Here is a 15,496-nt window from a genome sequence, read left to right on the forward strand (position 1 = left end):
TACTTTCTTATTTTTTGACGAGCTGCTTTTCGAAGGCGACATCCAGTTTGCTGAGGCGCTTGGGCGCAGCCGGCGCGATGCTGTTGACGAAGGCGACAAAATCATCCAGCTCCATGGGTGCACACAGCGGCGGATTGCCGGCGCCATCGGACAGGAAGAAGTGGCCGCTGCCGGTGACCGACATCGAGTATTTATCATTGCCGCTACGGCGTTTCAGGCGGTCTACCGCCGATGTAGCTCTGGTTGCGCGTCCGCTCATAAGGTCTCCGTTCGGTTTTTCAGCCACGCCAGCGCATCGCCGGACAGCAGCGGTGACAGGCGCTTGCGCACCGTGGCGTGGTAATCGTTGAGCCACTGGCGCTCATCATCGCGCAGCAGCGCGGGAAGGATACAACGGGTGTCGATCGGGCACAGTGTCAATGTTTCAAAGTTGAGGAATTCGCCAAATTCGGTCTGGCCCGCCGCGCGGTTCAGCACCAGGTTCTCGATGCGGATGCCCCAGCGGCCCGGCCGGTAGAGGCCAGGTTCAATCGAGGTAATCATACCTGGCTCCATCGCAGTCTGCGGTTCCGGCATGGCTGATGGCGAAATCGATTGCGGGCCTTCGTGCACATTCAGGAAGTAGCCGACGCCGTGACCGGTGCCATGGCCAAAGTCCATGCCTTCGGCCCACAGCGGCGCGCGGGCGATGGCATCCAGCATCGGCGACTTGGCGCCGCGCGGGAAGCGGGTGGCGGACAAGGCGATCATCCCCCTCAGCACTAGCGTGAAATCACGGCGGTGTTCATCAGTGATGCTGCCGACGGCCACCACGCGCGTGATGTCGGTGGTGCCGCCCAGGTACTGGCCGCCGGAGTCGATGAGCAGCAGGCCATCGCCTTCGATTACGGCGTGGCGGGCCTCGGTGGCGCGATAGTGCATGATCGCGCCGTTCGGGCCAAAACCGGCGATGGTCGCAAAACTCGGGCTGATGAAGCCGGGACGGCGCGCCCGCGCGGCCGTGATCTGTTTGTCGATTTCCACCTCGGTCAGCGGCACGCGGACGGTGTTGGCCAGGGTCTGTTCCAGCCAGGCGAAGAATTCGCACAGGGCGGCGCCATCCTGCTCCATGGTGGCGCGCACGTGGATGGCGTCCTGCTCGCTCTTGCGGGACTTGGCCAGGGTGGTCGGATTGATCGCCTCCAGCACTTTGACCTTGGCCGGTATCCACTGGCGGGTGCCGTAGGTGATGCGGCGCGGGTCGACCAGCAGCGTGGTATCGGCAGGTAATCCTGCCAGGGCCGCAGCGGCCGATGCGTACGGCGCGACATCGACGCCCTCGTCCGCCAGCGCAGTGCGCAGTTCCGGCGCAATCTTGCCATCGGCGACATAGATCGTCGCGCGGCTGGGCGTAATCAGCGCGTGCGCCAGGAAAATCGGATTGAAATTGACATCGGCGCCGCGCAAGTTGAACAAATAGGCAATATCGTCCAGCGTCGAGATCAGGTGGCGATTGGCGCCGGCGCCTTGCATCGCGCTGCGCAAATCGGCCAGTTTACCGCTGCGGCTTTTCGACGCATAAGGCGGCAGGTGTTCATAAACCGGTGCGTCCGGCAGCGCTGGACGGTCAGCCCAGACCTGCTCCAGCAGGTCCAGATCGGTGCGCAGTTTGACGTCTTTGGCGTCCAGCGCGGTCTGCAGCAGGCGGGCGATGGCCAGGCCAAGTACGGCGCCATCCACCGCCAGCGTCTGGCCGGATTTCAAATTCGCTGCCAGCCAATCAATATATTGCACGCTGGCGCCTGAGGTCAGTTTCATGAGCTGGATACCGGTGCCGTTTAATTGCTGTTCGGCCTGGGTCCAGTAACGGGCATCGGTCCAGACGCCCGCAGATTCCGGCGTAATGATTAAGGTGCCGACCGAGCCGGTAAAACCAGAAGCCCATTCGCGCCCTTGCCAGCGTTCGGGCAAATATTCAGACAAATGGGGATCGGCGGATGGAATCATCAGCGCATCGATTTGATGCTGACGCATTGCCGCCCGCAACTGCGCGATGCGCTCAACGACTTGGGAGGGATCTGGAGTATGCATATAAGAAACTCAAAATAGCTTGTCGCTATGATACTCTGATTGTGTGATCTTCCGCTAAATGTCTGTGTCTACAGAATGTCGAAGTGGCTTGGTTTGTTGTATTAACGGTGCCGGCTATATTTTTAATTTCTTGAAGCCGGCAGCATGGTCCGAATAAATATCGCTCAACAATATATTTCATCGTCTGCCATAAATCGATTTGACAGTGTCTAATCCCGGTTCATGCCTGCGGCCGGCCACGCCGTGCAATGGGAGTTTATGCCGAAAATTAGCGAGTTCATGCCAATAATTAGCACGTTCTGGGCGCAAAAAAAGGCGCTAAGCCTCATAACGCCGTAAGCCCTCCAGATCCAGGATGCGGATACCGCCATAATCCAGACTCAGCAGTCCTTCCTTTTCCAACAGCTGCAACGCCTGATTCGCACGCTGGCGGGACGAGCCGGATAATAGTCCCAATTCCTCCTGCGATATTTGTACGATTTTCTCCAGCCCCGGATATAAATGCGAATGAAACATCGATGCCAGGCAACGCGCCACGCGTGTATCCGGATTTAATAAACGGTCATTCTCAACCGTGCCAATAAACTGACCGAGACGCTCATTTAATTGCATCAGCAGGAAACGCGTAAATGGCAGGCTATTATCCAGCAACCACATAAACGTCGCAGCTGGCATGCGGGCGATCCGGCTATCGCGTAATGCAATCGCGTCATATTTGAGTTTTTCATTTTTTAAAACCGTTCCTTCACCAAACCAGCCGCCTTGTGGCACACCGGTAAAGGCCACGCTTTTTCCGCTGGCAGAAAAATTCGTCATTTTAATCATGCCGTCGATAATCCCCAGCCAGTGTTCCACCATATCGCCTTTACGGCAGACATAACCCCCCTTGGGAACAAAAGTTTCAACCGTATCGGCCTCCACCCGCGCCATTTGTTCAGGCGTTAACCCTTTGGCCCAGATCGCGGCACGCAACGCTTCCTTCAAAGTAATTTGGTCTCGATCAGACATTTTTGCAATGCACCATAGAAAAGTCGGTCAATTGTCGTCGAAAAGACAACTCGCCTTCTCGCAGCACGTTAATATCATCACACAAAAATAAGCAGCAACAGGAGACAAACTGGTGCAAACAGAATACGAGACATTTCCTCGCCGCATGCTCGCGCACGGCCAGGTCAGGCCGGGAAAACCCGCATTTCGCGAAAAGTATCTGGGCATCTGGCAAAGCTGGAGCTGGGCTCAGGTCAACGACGAAGTACGCGCCCTCGCCTGTGGTTTGGCCGCCCTTGGTTTCGGCCGCGGCATGAATCTGGCCATCATCGGCGACAACCGTCCGCGCCTGTACTGGGCAATGCTGGCCGCGCAATGCCTGGGCGGCGTGCCCGTGCCCCTGTACCAGGACGCTCCCGCAGCCGACATGGCTTATGTGCTGGAAAACGCTGAAATCCACTACGCCATTGTCGAAGACCAGGAGCAAGTCGATAAGTTGCTTGAATTACAATCTCTATATCCACACATCCGCCATATCGCCTACGACGACGAACGCGGCATGCGTCACTACAAGCAGCAAGGTCTACTGTCCTTTGCCAAGCTGCAAGAACTGGGGCGCTCCTGGGACCAGTCCCATCCCGGATTCTTCGACGCGGCAGTCGCCGCAGGCCAAGGCAGCGACAACGCCATCATCCTGTACACCTCCGGCACCACCGGCAAGCCCAAAGGTGTATGCCAGACCCACGCCGCACTGACGGCGGCCGGCACCGGCGGCGTCGGCTTCGAAAAACTCACCGACGCTGAAGACATCCTGTCTTACCTGCCGATGGCATGGGTGGGCGACTGCCTATTTTCCTTCGCCCAGGCGATGACAGCCGGTTTCACCGTCAACTGCCCGGAATCCGGTGAAACCGTCATGACCGACATGCGCGAAATCGGCCCAACCTATTACTTCGCACCGCCCCGCGTGTTCGAAAACATGCTGACCACGGTAATGATACGCATGGAAGATGCAGGCGCGATCAAACGCGGCATGTTCCATTACTTTATGGCTGTCGCGCGCCGCTGTGGTGCTCAAATTTTAGACAAGCAGCCGGTGCCCTTGGGCGACCGCCTGCGCTACGCCGTCGGTAAAATGCTGGTCTACGGCCCGCTAAAAAACGTGCTGGGGATGTCACGCATCCGCGTCGCTTACACGGCCGGCGCAGCGATCGGCCCTGATCTGTTCCGCTTCTATCGCTCAATTGGCGTCAATTTGAAGCAATTCTACGGATCGACCGAAACCTGCGCCTACATCTGCCTGCAACCGGACGGCCAGATCAAATTCGATAGCGTCGGCTTGCCAGCTCCCGGCGTCGAGGTCAAACTGGCCGAAAACGGCGAAGTTCTCGTCAAATCGCCGACGTTGATGGACTGTTACTACAAACGCCCGGATGCTACCAGCGAAGCCATCGACGCCCAAGGCTATTTTCACACCGGCGATGCCGGCCTGTTTGATGGTGACGGCCATCTGAAGATCATCGACCGCGCCGCCGACGTCGGCCGCATGACCGGTGGCGCCATCTTCGCGCCCAACTACATCGAAAACAAGCTCAAATTCTTCCCCTTCATCAAGGAAGCCGTGGTGTTTGGCCACCAGCGCGATGCGGTATGCGCTTTCATCAATATTGACATGGAAGCAGTGGGCAACTGGGCCGAGCGCCGCAGCATCGCCTACTCCGGCTACACCGACCTGGCGGCCCATCCCGCCGTGTACGGCCTGGTGCGGGACTGCATCGAACAAGTGAATGCTGACCTGGCCGCAGAAACCGCAATGGGCGACACGCAGATCCACCGCTACCTGGTACTGCACAAGGAACTGGACCCCGACGACGACGAACTGACGCGCACCCGCAAAGTGCGCCGCAAGTTCATCGCCGAGAAATATGCGGTGCTGATCGACGCGCTGTACAGCGGCAAGACCTCGCAATACATCGAAACACAGGTCAAATTTGAAGATGGCCGCACCGGCGTCGTCAAGGCGGATCTGAAGATAGAACCTTGCAAGACCTACCCTGCCGTGCAGGCAGCCGCATGACGGAGGAAGCGCACATGCAGATGAATGAACCAGAAGTCCACTTCGGCGCCGACGCCAGCGCCGCCCGCCGCGCGACCGGGCCGGTAATACTCGACCTGAAAAACATCTCGCTGTCCTTTGGCGGTGTGAAGGCGCTGACCGACATCTCCTTCGACGTACGCCAGCACGAAATCCGCGCCATCATTGGTCCGAACGGTGCGGGCAAAAGTTCCATGCTCAACGTAATCAACGGCGTGTACCGCCCGCAGCAGGGTCAGATCGTCTATCGCGGCGAAGTACGCAAGAATATGGACTGCTACGCCGCCGCCAAATCCGGCATCGCGCGCACCTTCCAGAACATCGCGCTGTTCAAGGGCATGACGGTCCTCGACAACATCATGACCGGCCGTAACCTCAAGATGAAATCCAATTTCCTGATGCAGGCCTTGTACTGGGGACCGGCGCGGCGCGAAGAAATCGCCCACCGCATCAAGGCCGAGGAAATCATCGACTTCCTGGAGATACAGGCGATCCGTAAAACCCCGGTAGGCCGCCTGCCCTACGGCCTGCAAAAGCGCGTGGAGCTGGGCCGCGCACTGGCGGCCGAACCGGAGATCCTGCTGCTGGACGAACCCATGGCCGGCATGAACGTGGAAGAGAAACAGGATATGTGCCGCTTCATCCTCGACGTCAACGACCAATTCGGCACCACCATCGTGTTGATCGAGCATGACATGGGCGTGGTCATGGATATCTCCGACCGCGTGGTAGTGCTCGACTACGGTAAAAAAATCGGCGACGGCACGCCGGACGAGGTGCGCAGCAACCAGGATGTGATTAACGCTTATCTCGGCGTGGGGTGCTAATGAACATCAACTTCTTCTTTGAAGTGCTGATCGGCGGCCTGCTGTCCGGCGTGATGTACGCCTTGGTGGCCATTGGCTTTGTGCTGATTTACAAAGCCTCCGGCGTATTCAATTTTGCACAGGGTGCGATGGTGTATTTTGCCGCGCTGACCTGCGTCGGCGTGGTGGACAAATTTGGCGTTTCGCTGTGGGTCGCCGTGCCGGTAACGATGGTCGTGATGATACTGCTCGGCCTTGCCGTCGAGCGCGTGGTGCTGCGGCCACTCGTCAATCAGCCGGAGATCGCGCTATTCATGGCCACCATCGGCATGGCCTTCTTCATTGAAGGCCTGGCGCAGCTGATGTGGGGCGCGCAGGTGCGCAAGCTGGAACTGCCGATAGAAGATGTGCCATCGCAGTACCTCATGGACAACTACAACATCCTCGTCTCGCAGTTCGACATCATGGCGGCGGCGGTGTGCGGCATGCTGGTCATCGCGCTGGCCCTGCTGTTCTCGAAAACCAAGGTAGGCCGTGCATTGCGCGCGGTCGCGGACGATCACCAGGCCGCACTGGCCGTGGGCATTCCGCTGAAACGCATCTGGGCCGTGCTGTGGGCGGTGGCGGGCCTGGTCGCGCTGGTGGCGGGCATGCTGTGGGGTGCGCGCAATGGTGTGCAGTTCGCGCTGACCTTTGTGGCGTTGAAGGCCTTGCCGGTGCTGATCCTCGGCGGCTTCACCTCCATGCCGGGCGCCATCGTCGGCGGATTGATTATCGGCGCGTCTGAAAAAATGGCTGAAGTGTTTATCGGCCCGCTGGTCGGCGGCGGCATCGAGGGCTGGTTCCCTTATGTGCTGGCCTTGTTGTTCCTGCTGGTGCGGCCGGAAGGCCTGTTCGGCGAAAAAATCATCCGCAGAATTTAAGAGAGGCCGCCGATGCTCTACCGCGAAGCAGGACAATTCAAAACCAGCTATCAGGCCGATGGCCAGATTTTTCCGATTCTGCAGGACCGCATCGCACTGCTTGCGCTGCTGGTCTTCGCCATTGTGGCGGTGCCGCTGGCCGCATCGCCGTATGCGCTTTCCGCCATCCTGATACCGTTCCTGATTTTTTCACTGGCGGCCATCGGCCTGAATATCCTGACCGGCTATGCGGGCCAGCTGTCGCTCGGCACCGCGGCCTTCATGGCGGTTGGCGCTTTCGCCTCGTATAACTTCATCCTGCGGATTCCGGGCCTGCCGGTGCTGCTGGGCTTTGTGCTGGGCGGCTTGAGCGCCGCCCTGGTCGGCATCGCGTTTGGCCTGCCATCGCTACGCATCCGTGGTTTTTATCTGGCCGCCGCAACGCTGGCTACGCAGTTCTTCGTGGTCTGGTGTCTGACCAAGATCCCCTACCTGACCAACTACAGCAGCTCCGGTGTGATTACCGCCCAGCCTATCGTCATCCTCGGCTACGCTTTCGATACGCCAGGCCGCAAATACCTGCTGGTGCTGGGCGTGGTTGCTGTCATGGCGCTGCTGGCGAAGAACATGATCCGCTCCAACGTCGGCCGCTCGTGGATGGCGGTGCGCGACATGGACGTCGCTGCGGAAGTCATTGGTTTTCGCCTGATGCGTACCAAGCTGCTGGCGTTTGCCGTCAGCTCGTTCTACTGCGGTGTGGCTGGCGCGCTGTATGCCTATGCCTATCTTGGCACGGTGGAGCCGGAAGCGTATAACCTTGACCTGTCATTCCGCATCCTGTTCATGATTATCATTGGCGGCGTAGGCTCCGTGCTTGGTTCCTTCCTGGGCGCGGCCTTCATCGTGCTGCTGCCAGTGCTATTGAACGTGGTCGCACACAGCCTGTCGCTGCCAACCAGCGTCGCCTCCAACCTGGAACTCATGGTATTCGGCGCGCTGATTATATTTTTCCTCATCGTCGAGCCGCATGGCTTGGCGCGCTTGTGGCAAATCGGTAAAGAGAAGTTACGTTTGTGGCCTTTCCCTCACTAATATAAAACCAGAGGAGACAACAAGATGAAACGCTTTGCATCCATCGTAGCCGGACTCACACTCATCGCCAGCGGCGCGGCGATCGCGCAGCCTGCGGAACAATATGTCGCCCTGCCCTCGTACCGCGTAGGCCCTTATGCAGCGGGCGGTTCCGGCTTTTACGGCGGCATCATCGACTACTTCAACCTGGTGAACCTATCGGGCGGCGTGAATGGCGTAAAGATCTCGTGGGAAGAGTGCGAAACCGAATACAACCCGTCACGCGGCGTGGAATGTTACGAACGTCTCAAGACCAAAAACGGCGGCGCCACCCTCGTTGAACCCTTGTCCACGGGCGTGGCCTACGGCGTTCTGGACCGTCTGGCCATCGATAAAATCCCGATGACGATGATAGGCTATGGCCGCTCCGACGCCGCCAACGGCAAGGTCTTCCCGTATGTCTTCCCGCTGATTACCAGCTACTGGAACCAGGCTGCCGCCATGATCAAGTACATCGGCGACAAGGAAGGCGGCATGAACAAGCTCAAAGGCAAGAAGATCGTCCACCTTTACCATGACTCGGCTTTTGGCAAGGAACCCTTGCCAGTGCTGGAAGCCTTGTCCAAGCAATACGGCTTTGAACTCATCAAGATTCCCGTCACGCCGCCAGGCAGCGAACAGCAATCGCAGTGGCTGCAAATCCGCCAGGCCCGTCCTGACCATGTGATCCTGTGGGGCTGGGGTTCGATGAATGCGGTGGCCATCAAGACCGCACAGCGCAACGGCTTCCCACGCGAGAAAATCCTCGGCGTGTGGTGGGCCGGTTCGGAAGAAGATACCGTACCTACAGGCGATGCAGCCAAAGGCTACAGCGCCATGACCTTCAACACGCCAGGTAACTATCCCGTGCTGGACGAGATCCGCAAAAAACTCTACGACGCCGGCAAAGGCAACCTGGCTGATCCTGCCCGCATCGGCAGCGTGTACCACATGCGTGGCGTCAGCGCCGCCATACTGTGGGTGGAAGCGATGCGTACCGCACAGGAAAAATTCGGCAAGGGCAAACGCGTGACAGGCGAACAGCTGCGCTGGGGCCTGGAGAATCTCAATGTGGACGAAGCGCGCCAGAAAGCCATCGGCGCCTACGGCATGCTGCCCGTCGTGAAGACCAGCTGCGATGACCACGAAGGTTCCGGCGCCGTCAAGGTGCAGCAGTGGGATGGCAAGAAGTGGAACGCCGTCACGCCAAACTGGATCGTCGGCGACAAGGCGCTGACGCGCAAGCTGCTGGAAGAAAGCTCCGCTGCATACGCGGCAGAGAAGAAAATTACGCCAGCGTGCCTCAAATGATGACGGCACCTGCCAGCACCGCAGCCACGCCAGCGGCTGCGCCGTATCTGTCTGTGAATAACGTCGAAGTTATCTACGACCACGTTATCCTGGTGCTCAAAGGCGTTTCGCTGCAAGTCCCGCAGGGCAAAATCGTCGCCCTGCTGGGCGCGAATGGCGCAGGCAAATCCACCACGCTGAAAACCATCTCCACGCTGCTGCGCGGTGAACGGGGCGACGTCACCAAAGGCGAAGTCCAGTTCAAGGGAGAACGTATCGACCAGCTCACGCCCAATGAACTGGTCAAGCGCGGCCTGTCGCAGGTGATGGAAGGCCGCCACTGCTTCGGCCACCTGACCATCGAAGAAAACCTGCTCACAGGCGCCTACACGCGCAACGACTCGCGTGCGGAGCTCAAGGAATCGCTGGAAAAAGTGTATCGCTACTTCCCGCGCCTGAAGGAACGCCGCAACAGCCAGGCCGGCTACACCTCGGGCGGCGAACAGCAGATGTGCGCCATAGGCCGTGCCCTGATGGCCAAGCCTTCCATGATTTTGCTCGATGAACCGTCGATGGGCATTGCGCCGCAAATCGTGGAAGAGATCTTTGGCATCGTCAAAGACCTCAATACCAAGGAAAACGTCTCCTTCCTGCTGGCCGAGCAAAACACCAGCATCGCGCTGCGCTATGCGGACTTCGGCTACATCCTGGAGAACGGCCGCGTGGTGATGGAAGGCGCGGCCGAAGAACTGGCCTGCAATGAAGACGTGAAGGAGTTCTACCTCGGCGTTTCCGGCGCTGGACGCAAGAGCTTCCGCGACATGAAATTTTACCGGCGCCGCAAGCGCTGGCTGGCATAAGGAACAGAATGAATCTCAACAAGGCCAAGGCGTATTGCCGCAAGCTTCCCGGCGCAACGGAAGACATCAAATGGGAGAGCAACCTGGTGTTCTCCGTCGGCGAAAAAATGTTTGCCGTGATGGGCGCGGAGGGCAGTGATCGCGGCATCAGCTTCAAAGTCGATGGCGACCGCTTCCTGGAACTCACCGACCGTCCCGGCATCATTCCCGCACCGTACCTGGCGCGCGCCAAATGGGTCTACATCGAAGACAAGAAAGCCGTCAGCGATGCCGAAATGGCCGAGCTGCTGCAACGCTCCTACGAACTGGTGTTCGCCAAACTGACTAAAAAGCTGCAACGCGAAATACAAGGATCATGAACATGGCCGACACTTTGGACAGCCTGGAAACCCGACCGCCCGAACAACGTGAACGCGAACTGATGGCCCGCCTGCCGCAGCTGATCGCGCGTGCCAAAGCCGCAGCAGGATGGTCGCGCATTCTCAAGGACGTCAACGCCAGCGACATCAACAGCCGTGCGGCACTGGCCACGCTGCCCGTCACGCGCAAGTCCGACCTGCATGAACTGCAATCGCAGCAAACGCCGTTTGGCGGCTTGAACACCACGCCGGTAGGCCAGCTGGCGCGCGTGTATATGTCGCCAGGGCCGATCTTCGATCCCGAAGGCCGCAGCGGCGACTGGTGGCGTTTCGCGCGGCCCTTGTACGCGGCCGGTGTACGTGCGGGAGGCTTGCTGCAAAACTGCTTTTCCTATCACTTCACACCTGCCGCTTTCATGGTCGAAGGCGGCGCCGCACGGCTGGGCTGCGCCCTGATCCCGGCCGGCAGCGGCCAGACGGAGATGCAGGTGCAGGCCATCAGCACACTGCGGCCCGACACCTACGTTGGCACGCCGTCCTTTTTGAAAATCATTATCGAAAAAGCGCAGGAGATGGACGCGGATGTCAGCAGCATCAAGCGCGCCCTGGTCAGTGCGGAAGCGCTGCCGGAATCGCTGCGCGCGTGGTTTGCCGACCACGGTGTGCCATGCGTTCTGCAAGCGTATGCCTCCGCCGATATCGGCAGCATCGCGTATGAAACCCGCACCGGCGATGTGCGCGATCCCGGCATGGTGCTGGACGAGGAGGTGATCCTGGAAATCGTCCGCCCCGGCAGCGGCGAGCCCGTACCTGCGGGCGAAGTGGGTGAAGTGGTGCTCACCGTGTTCAATCCCGACTATCCGCTGATCCGTTTTGCCACCGGCGATCTGTCGGCAATATTGACGGATACACCATCTTCACCGGGCGGCCGCACCAACACGCGCATCAAAGGCTGGCTGGGGCGCGCCGACCAGACCACCAAAGTGCGCGGCATGTTCGTCCATCCGTCGCAAGTACACGACATCGCCCGCCGCCATCCGGAGATTCTTAAAGCGCGCCTTGTGGTATCAGGCCAGGTTGCACAAGAGGCAATGACGCTGCATTGCGAGGTCGCCGATCCCGCCAGCGCCAGCAACGACGCCATCATTGAATCCATCCGCAAGCTGACCAAGTTGCGCGGTGAGGTGGAGTTTGTCCCGGTAGGCAGCCTGCCCAACGACGGCAAGGTGATTGCGGACGTGCGCGACTACCGGTAATTGAGGGATAATAGCGGTCTTCACGTTAGTTTTTAACAAAAATATCATGCAAGACTTCCACCACAACCGCGCCCGCTCCCTGATGAAGAGCGCCGAAGAACTCTACACCAAGCAGGACGTCGACAACGCCGTCACCGCGATGGCCGACACGCTGAACACCCGCTTCAATCATCCGGACAGCGAAGAGTTCCCGCTGGTGCTGGGCGTGATGGGTGGCGCCGTGGTCTTCACCGGCAACCTGCTTCCGCAGCTGACCTTCCCGCTCGAATTCGACTACATCCACGTCAGCCGCTACGGCGACGAAGATAAAGGTGGTGAAGTCGTGTGGAAGGTCGTGCCGCGCTCGAACGTCAGCGGCCGCACCGTCATCGTGCTGGACGATATCCTGGACGAGGGCGAAACGCTGGCCCACGTCAAACAACGCCTGCTGGACATGGGCGCCAAGGAAGTCATCCTGGCCGTGTTTGCGGACAAAGCCATCGGCAAGACCAAGCCCGTGAAAGCGGACATCGTCGGCATCACGATTCCCAACCGCTTCGTCGTTGGTTTCGGCATGGATGCTTACGGCTACTGGCGCAACCTGCCAGGCCTGTGGGCCATCAATACCGAAGGCTGAGCACCACCTTGCCATAAGGGCTGGACGCAAGACGGTCCAGCCCCGCATCCACATCGTCGTACACCGCATCGATGTGCGGATGCAGATTGTGCTGCGCCATGAAGCGGTTCATGCGTTCAAACATGGCGCGTGAACCGGTTTCCACACCGCGCACATTGAGGTTCTTGTTCATCACCGTGTAGATGTCGAGCGGGTTGGTCTGCTCCTGCACCACGCCGATGATGGCAACCGTCCCTTCATACGCCGCCGCGCGCGCCGAACGGCGCAGCGAATCGTTCAGCCCCATGTCCAGCACCAGCCGCGCACCTTCGCCCTGGGTGAGCGCCAGCACTTGCTGGTCCCATTCGGGATAGACCTCGGTATTGATGGTGGCCCAGGCGCCGCTGCGGCGCAGCTTTTCTTCCGAGCGTGAGACAGCAATCACGCGCGCGCCCATCGCAGCGGCAAACTGCATCGCAAACACGGCAACGCCGCCGGTGGTTTGCACCACCACCGTATCGCCCTCGCCCAGCACGCCCAGCTCGGCGACGGCATGCCATGCCGTCAGTGCGGCGACGGGCAGCGTGGCCGCTTCTTCATCGCTCAGATGCGGCGGCGCGGCCACCAGATCGTTTTCTCCTGCATCGAAGTATTCGGCCAGCACGGCGGTGGAACGCGCCATGCCGTGTGCGCTCAGCGGACCGTCTATCCAGTTCGGCAGCACCGTCGAGCAAACGCGGTCGCCCACCTTGAAGCGCGTGACCGCGCTGCCCACTGCCGCCACCACGCCGGCGGCGTCGGTCATGGGAATGGCGTCTTTCAGCGGTGCGCGATAGCGGTTACCGCGGATCACGTAGCTGTCGCGGAAATTCAGCCCAACAGCGCGCACGGCGACACGCACGCCATCGGGCGGCAACGGTGCGGCGCTGACCTGTTCACGGCGCAAGCCACCCTGGCCATCGGTACGAAAAACGGTGTAATCCATAGGTCCTCCTGAAAATCCCAGTATCGATCTGTGCCAAGAAATCCACAATCCGCTTAAAATGCAAAGGCTTGTTAACCTGAGCGCAACGAAGGAGATGGCAGTGGACATGCTGAAGGAAATGGCGATCTTTGCGCAGGTGGTGGACAGCGGCGGCTTTTCGGCGGCGGCACGGCATTTGGACATCACCACCTCTGCGGTGAGCCGCCATGTGGCGCGGCTGGAGGCGCATCTCGGCGGACGCCTGCTGTTGCGCACCACGCGTGCCTTGTCATTGACGGAACTGGGTCAGCAGGTCCATGCGGCGTGCGCGCGGATGCTGAGCACCGCACGCGAAGTGCACGCCATGGCCGGCAGCTACAGCGCGCGGCCAAATGGCGTGATCCGCGTCAGCGCGCCGATCGTGTTTGGCCAGAACTGGCTGGCGCCGCGCCTGCCCGGCTTTATCGACCTGTATCCCGAAGTGGATGTACGTCTCACCCTCATCGACCGTACCGTGGACCTGGCCGAAGACGGCGTCGATCTCGCCATCCGCATCGCGCGTGAGCTGGCGCCCGGCCTCGCGGCGCGGCCTTTGTGTGCGATGCGTTATGTGCTGGTGGCGTCGCCGGCCTATATCCGGCAGCACGGCGAGCCTGCAGCACCGGGCGATCTGCCAGCGCATCGCTGCTGCTACCTCGGCTACGGCCGTTTTGGTCCTGACTGGACGCTGCGGCGTGGCCAGGAATGCGCTGCAGTGACGGTGGCGTCACGGCTCACCATCAACAACAGCGCAGCCATCGTCGCGCTGGCGGAATCTGGCGGCGCGATAGGCCTGGTACCGGATTTTGCGGCCGCCGCTGCGCTGGCGGCAGGCCGCTTGCAACAGGTGCTGCCCGACTGGGAGTTCGATGAACCCTACACCGGCAGCGTCCATGCGGTGTACACGCCGGGCCGCCATGTCGCCCTCAAGGTACGGGCCTTGATCGACTATCTGCTTACGGCCGCACCTGATACGTATCGATGAAGCGCCGGATACCGTCCGGATGCGCGGTCTTCCACGTCTCAAACTCGGCGCGCCACGATTCCTTGTACTGCAACAGCAGCAGCGCTGCTTCCAGCTGATCGGCCCTGGCCAGCATCTGCATGGTCTTGAGCGCTGGGTCTTGCAGCTCGCCGCCGCCCTTTGCCGACGCTTCCCCTGACGCCGCCAGCGCCGTGCGCCACGCAGCCGCCTCGGTGGCAAACGGTGTGGCGCTGGCCTTGCCTTCGCGTCCGGCCTTGTCTTCGATCGCCTGCTGGGTCGCCAGCGCCAGCCACAGTACGGCGTCCGGTTGCGTGTGCGGGTCCAGCGACTTGAGCGACGGATCGATCGAGAGGTTCAGCGTTTTCGTGTTCGTATCCAGTTCGCCCTTCGCCTTGCGCACCAGGTTCAACGGCGCCAGCGGAAAACCGCTGCCCGTGCGCAGCTGGTTGAGCTTGACCCAGTTCGGCAACTGGCTCGGTTGCGCGGCAATGCCGCTCATCAGCGCGCCTTCCGCCAGGCCGATTTTTTCCTGCGCCACCAGCGCATCGGCCAGGAAGCGCCAGCCCTGGGAATTCAGCGGTTCCACTTCCACGCCTTTACGGAAACGGTTCTCCGCCTCGGTGTAGTTTTTCTGGAAGTAGAAGCAGTCGCCGGCATAAATCCATGCGGTGGAGTATCTCGGGTCCAGCGCAGCCGCGCGCTCGTACTGCACCCGCGCCTCGTCCAGTTTGCGCTGATTGAACAGCAGCTCTCCTTCGTGCAAGGCCGCAGCGGCTTCGGCATTCGGCTGGTGCAAAGGCAGGGGCTTGCCGTCCGTCAGGCCGCGCAGGACCTCCAGCGCGATCGGATCGTTGGGATGTTTTTGCAAGGCCTGCTGTGCCGCCGCCTCTGCCTGCTCGCGCACCTTGGCCACATCACCGCCCTTCATGAGCTCGGACATGCCCATCAACAGGGAGGCAAGGCTGGACAGTGGCAGCGATGACGATGGATCAGCCTTGGCGGCATCGGAAAATTTGTCGAACGCTTCCTTGTACTTGCCCTGCGTCTGGAACAGATGCCCTTGATCGATCAACGCTTTTGCTTCCGCAGTGATCGGGATATATCCTTGCGCGCTGCATACCGTGCATGCCAGCGCCAGCATCAGCGCAACCATCTTTTTCATTTCTGCCCGTCCTGTG

Annotated in this window: 15 protein-coding genes; 10 read left to right on the forward strand and 5 right to left on the reverse strand. The window is 60.2% G+C overall.

The window, feature by feature from the left end:
• Nucleotides 1–7: 7 nt before the first annotated feature.
• The 3 genes from GTP58_RS12750 to GTP58_RS12760 form a co-directional block, all read right to left on the reverse strand.
• Entirely contained in the window at nt 8–259 is a 252-nt protein-coding gene (locus GTP58_RS12750) for a hypothetical protein (RefSeq protein ID WP_072782833.1), read from the reverse strand.
• Nucleotides 256–2,070, reverse strand: a complete 1,815-nt coding sequence (locus tag GTP58_RS12755) for an aminopeptidase P family protein (RefSeq protein ID WP_161077782.1) — start codon at nt 2,068–2,070, stop codon at nt 256–258. Before GTP58_RS12755 ends, GTP58_RS12750 begins: the two co-directional genes overlap by 4 nt.
• A gap of 318 nt (nt 2,071–2,388) precedes the next feature.
• Nucleotides 2,389–3,078 carry a Crp/Fnr family transcriptional regulator gene (locus GTP58_RS12760; RefSeq protein WP_072782839.1) on the reverse strand — a complete coding sequence of 230 codons (690 nt, stop codon included), beginning with the start codon at nt 3,076–3,078 and terminating at the stop codon, nt 2,389–2,391.
• Nucleotides 3,079–3,223: 145 nt separating this feature from the next.
• Here GTP58_RS12760 and GTP58_RS12765 point away from each other — a divergent pair, with 145 nt between their 5' ends.
• The 9 genes from GTP58_RS12765 to GTP58_RS12805 are packed head-to-tail and all read left to right on the forward strand — an operon-like array spanning nt 3,224 to nt 12,351.
• A complete protein-coding gene (locus tag GTP58_RS12765) occupies nt 3,224–5,134 on the forward strand; it encodes an AMP-binding protein (RefSeq protein ID WP_202413716.1) in 1,911 nt (636 codons plus the stop codon).
• A 14-nt stretch (nt 5,135–5,148) separates the two neighbouring features.
• The gene (locus GTP58_RS12770; protein WP_229215555.1) at nt 5,149–5,979 is read left to right on the forward strand and encodes an ABC transporter ATP-binding protein; all 831 of its coding nucleotides are present in this window, start codon (nt 5,149–5,151) and stop codon (nt 5,977–5,979) included.
• Nucleotides 5,980–5,984: 5 nt separating this feature from the next.
• A complete protein-coding gene (locus GTP58_RS12775; protein WP_208861872.1) occupies nt 5,985–6,881 on the forward strand; it encodes a branched-chain amino acid ABC transporter permease in 897 nt (298 codons plus the stop codon).
• A gap of 12 nt (nt 6,882–6,893) precedes the next feature.
• Entirely contained in the window at nt 6,894–7,952 is a 1,059-nt protein-coding gene (locus GTP58_RS12780; protein WP_072782848.1) for a branched-chain amino acid ABC transporter permease, read from the forward strand.
• Between the two features lie 24 nt (nt 7,953–7,976).
• Nucleotides 7,977–9,281 carry an ABC transporter substrate-binding protein gene (locus GTP58_RS12785; RefSeq protein WP_072782851.1) on the forward strand — a complete coding sequence of 435 codons (1,305 nt, stop codon included), beginning with the start codon at nt 7,977–7,979 and terminating at the stop codon, nt 9,279–9,281.
• A complete protein-coding gene (locus GTP58_RS12790) occupies nt 9,281–10,120 on the forward strand; it encodes an ABC transporter ATP-binding protein (protein ID WP_161078137.1) in 840 nt (279 codons plus the stop codon). Before GTP58_RS12785 ends, GTP58_RS12790 begins: the two co-directional genes overlap by 1 nt.
• Before the next feature lie 8 nt (nt 10,121–10,128).
• Entirely contained in the window at nt 10,129–10,479 is a 351-nt protein-coding gene (locus GTP58_RS12795; protein ID WP_161077784.1) for an MmcQ/YjbR family DNA-binding protein, read from the forward strand.
• A gap of 2 nt (nt 10,480–10,481) precedes the next feature.
• On the forward strand, nt 10,482–11,735 hold the full coding sequence (locus tag GTP58_RS12800) for a phenylacetate--CoA ligase family protein (RefSeq protein WP_161077785.1): 1,254 nt from the start codon (nt 10,482–10,484) through the stop codon (nt 11,733–11,735).
• Between the two features lie 46 nt (nt 11,736–11,781).
• Nucleotides 11,782–12,351 carry a hypoxanthine-guanine phosphoribosyltransferase gene (locus tag GTP58_RS12805; protein WP_072782863.1) on the forward strand — a complete coding sequence of 190 codons (570 nt, stop codon included), beginning with the start codon at nt 11,782–11,784 and terminating at the stop codon, nt 12,349–12,351.
• On the opposite strand, the gene GTP58_RS12810 is transcribed toward GTP58_RS12805, so the two are convergent.
• Nucleotides 12,335–13,315 (reverse strand): NAD(P)-dependent alcohol dehydrogenase, encoded by a 981-nt coding sequence (locus GTP58_RS12810; protein WP_161077786.1) that lies wholly within the window; start codon nt 13,313–13,315, stop codon nt 12,335–12,337. The genes GTP58_RS12805 and GTP58_RS12810 overlap by 17 nt on opposite strands.
• A gap of 94 nt (nt 13,316–13,409) precedes the next feature.
• Here GTP58_RS12810 and GTP58_RS12815 point away from each other — a divergent pair, with 94 nt between their 5' ends.
• On the forward strand, nt 13,410–14,318 hold the full coding sequence (locus GTP58_RS12815; RefSeq protein ID WP_229215590.1) for a LysR family transcriptional regulator: 909 nt from the start codon (nt 13,410–13,412) through the stop codon (nt 14,316–14,318).
• Here GTP58_RS12815 and GTP58_RS12820 read toward each other — a convergent pair.
• The gene (locus GTP58_RS12820; RefSeq protein ID WP_161077787.1) at nt 14,290–15,480 is read right to left on the reverse strand and encodes a tetratricopeptide repeat protein; all 1,191 of its coding nucleotides are present in this window, start codon (nt 15,478–15,480) and stop codon (nt 14,290–14,292) included. The genes GTP58_RS12815 and GTP58_RS12820 overlap by 29 nt on opposite strands.
• Nucleotides 15,481–15,496: the final 16 nt, after the last annotated feature.

The sequence above is a fragment of the Duganella sp. CY15W genome (assembly GCF_009857555.1).
GTDB lineage: Bacteria > Pseudomonadota > Gammaproteobacteria > Burkholderiales > Burkholderiaceae_D > Rugamonas > Rugamonas sacchari.

Coding starts and splice junctions, on each gene's coding strand:
- GTP58_RS12750 (WP_072782833.1), bottom strand. CDS start 259: ATGAGCGGACGCGCAACCAGAGCTACATCGGCGGTAGACCGCCTGAAA.
- GTP58_RS12755 (WP_161077782.1), bottom strand. CDS start 2,070: ATGCATACTCCAGATCCCTCCCAAGTCGTTGAGCGCATCGCGCAGTTG.
- GTP58_RS12760 (WP_072782839.1), bottom strand. CDS start 3,078: ATGTCTGATCGAGACCAAATTACTTTGAAGGAAGCGTTGCGTGCCGCG.
- GTP58_RS12765 (WP_202413716.1), top strand. CDS start 3,224: ATGCTCGCGCACGGCCAGGTCAGGCCGGGAAAACCCGCATTTCGCGAA.
- GTP58_RS12770 (WP_229215555.1), top strand. CDS start 5,149: ATGCAGATGAATGAACCAGAAGTCCACTTCGGCGCCGACGCCAGCGCC.
- GTP58_RS12780 (WP_072782848.1), top strand. CDS start 6,894: ATGCTCTACCGCGAAGCAGGACAATTCAAAACCAGCTATCAGGCCGAT.
- GTP58_RS12785 (WP_072782851.1), top strand. CDS start 7,977: ATGAAACGCTTTGCATCCATCGTAGCCGGACTCACACTCATCGCCAGC.
- GTP58_RS12790 (WP_161078137.1), top strand. CDS start 9,281: ATGACGGCACCTGCCAGCACCGCAGCCACGCCAGCGGCTGCGCCGTAT.
- GTP58_RS12795 (WP_161077784.1), top strand. CDS start 10,129: ATGAATCTCAACAAGGCCAAGGCGTATTGCCGCAAGCTTCCCGGCGCA.
- GTP58_RS12800 (WP_161077785.1), top strand. CDS start 10,482: ATGGCCGACACTTTGGACAGCCTGGAAACCCGACCGCCCGAACAACGT.
- GTP58_RS12805 (WP_072782863.1), top strand. CDS start 11,782: ATGCAAGACTTCCACCACAACCGCGCCCGCTCCCTGATGAAGAGCGCC.
- GTP58_RS12810 (WP_161077786.1), bottom strand. CDS start 13,315: ATGGATTACACCGTTTTTCGTACCGATGGCCAGGGTGGCTTGCGCCGT.
- GTP58_RS12815 (WP_229215590.1), top strand. CDS start 13,410: ATGGCAGTGGACATGCTGAAGGAAATGGCGATCTTTGCGCAGGTGGTG.
- GTP58_RS12820 (WP_161077787.1), bottom strand. CDS start 15,480: ATGAAAAAGATGGTTGCGCTGATGCTGGCGCTGGCATGCACGGTATGC.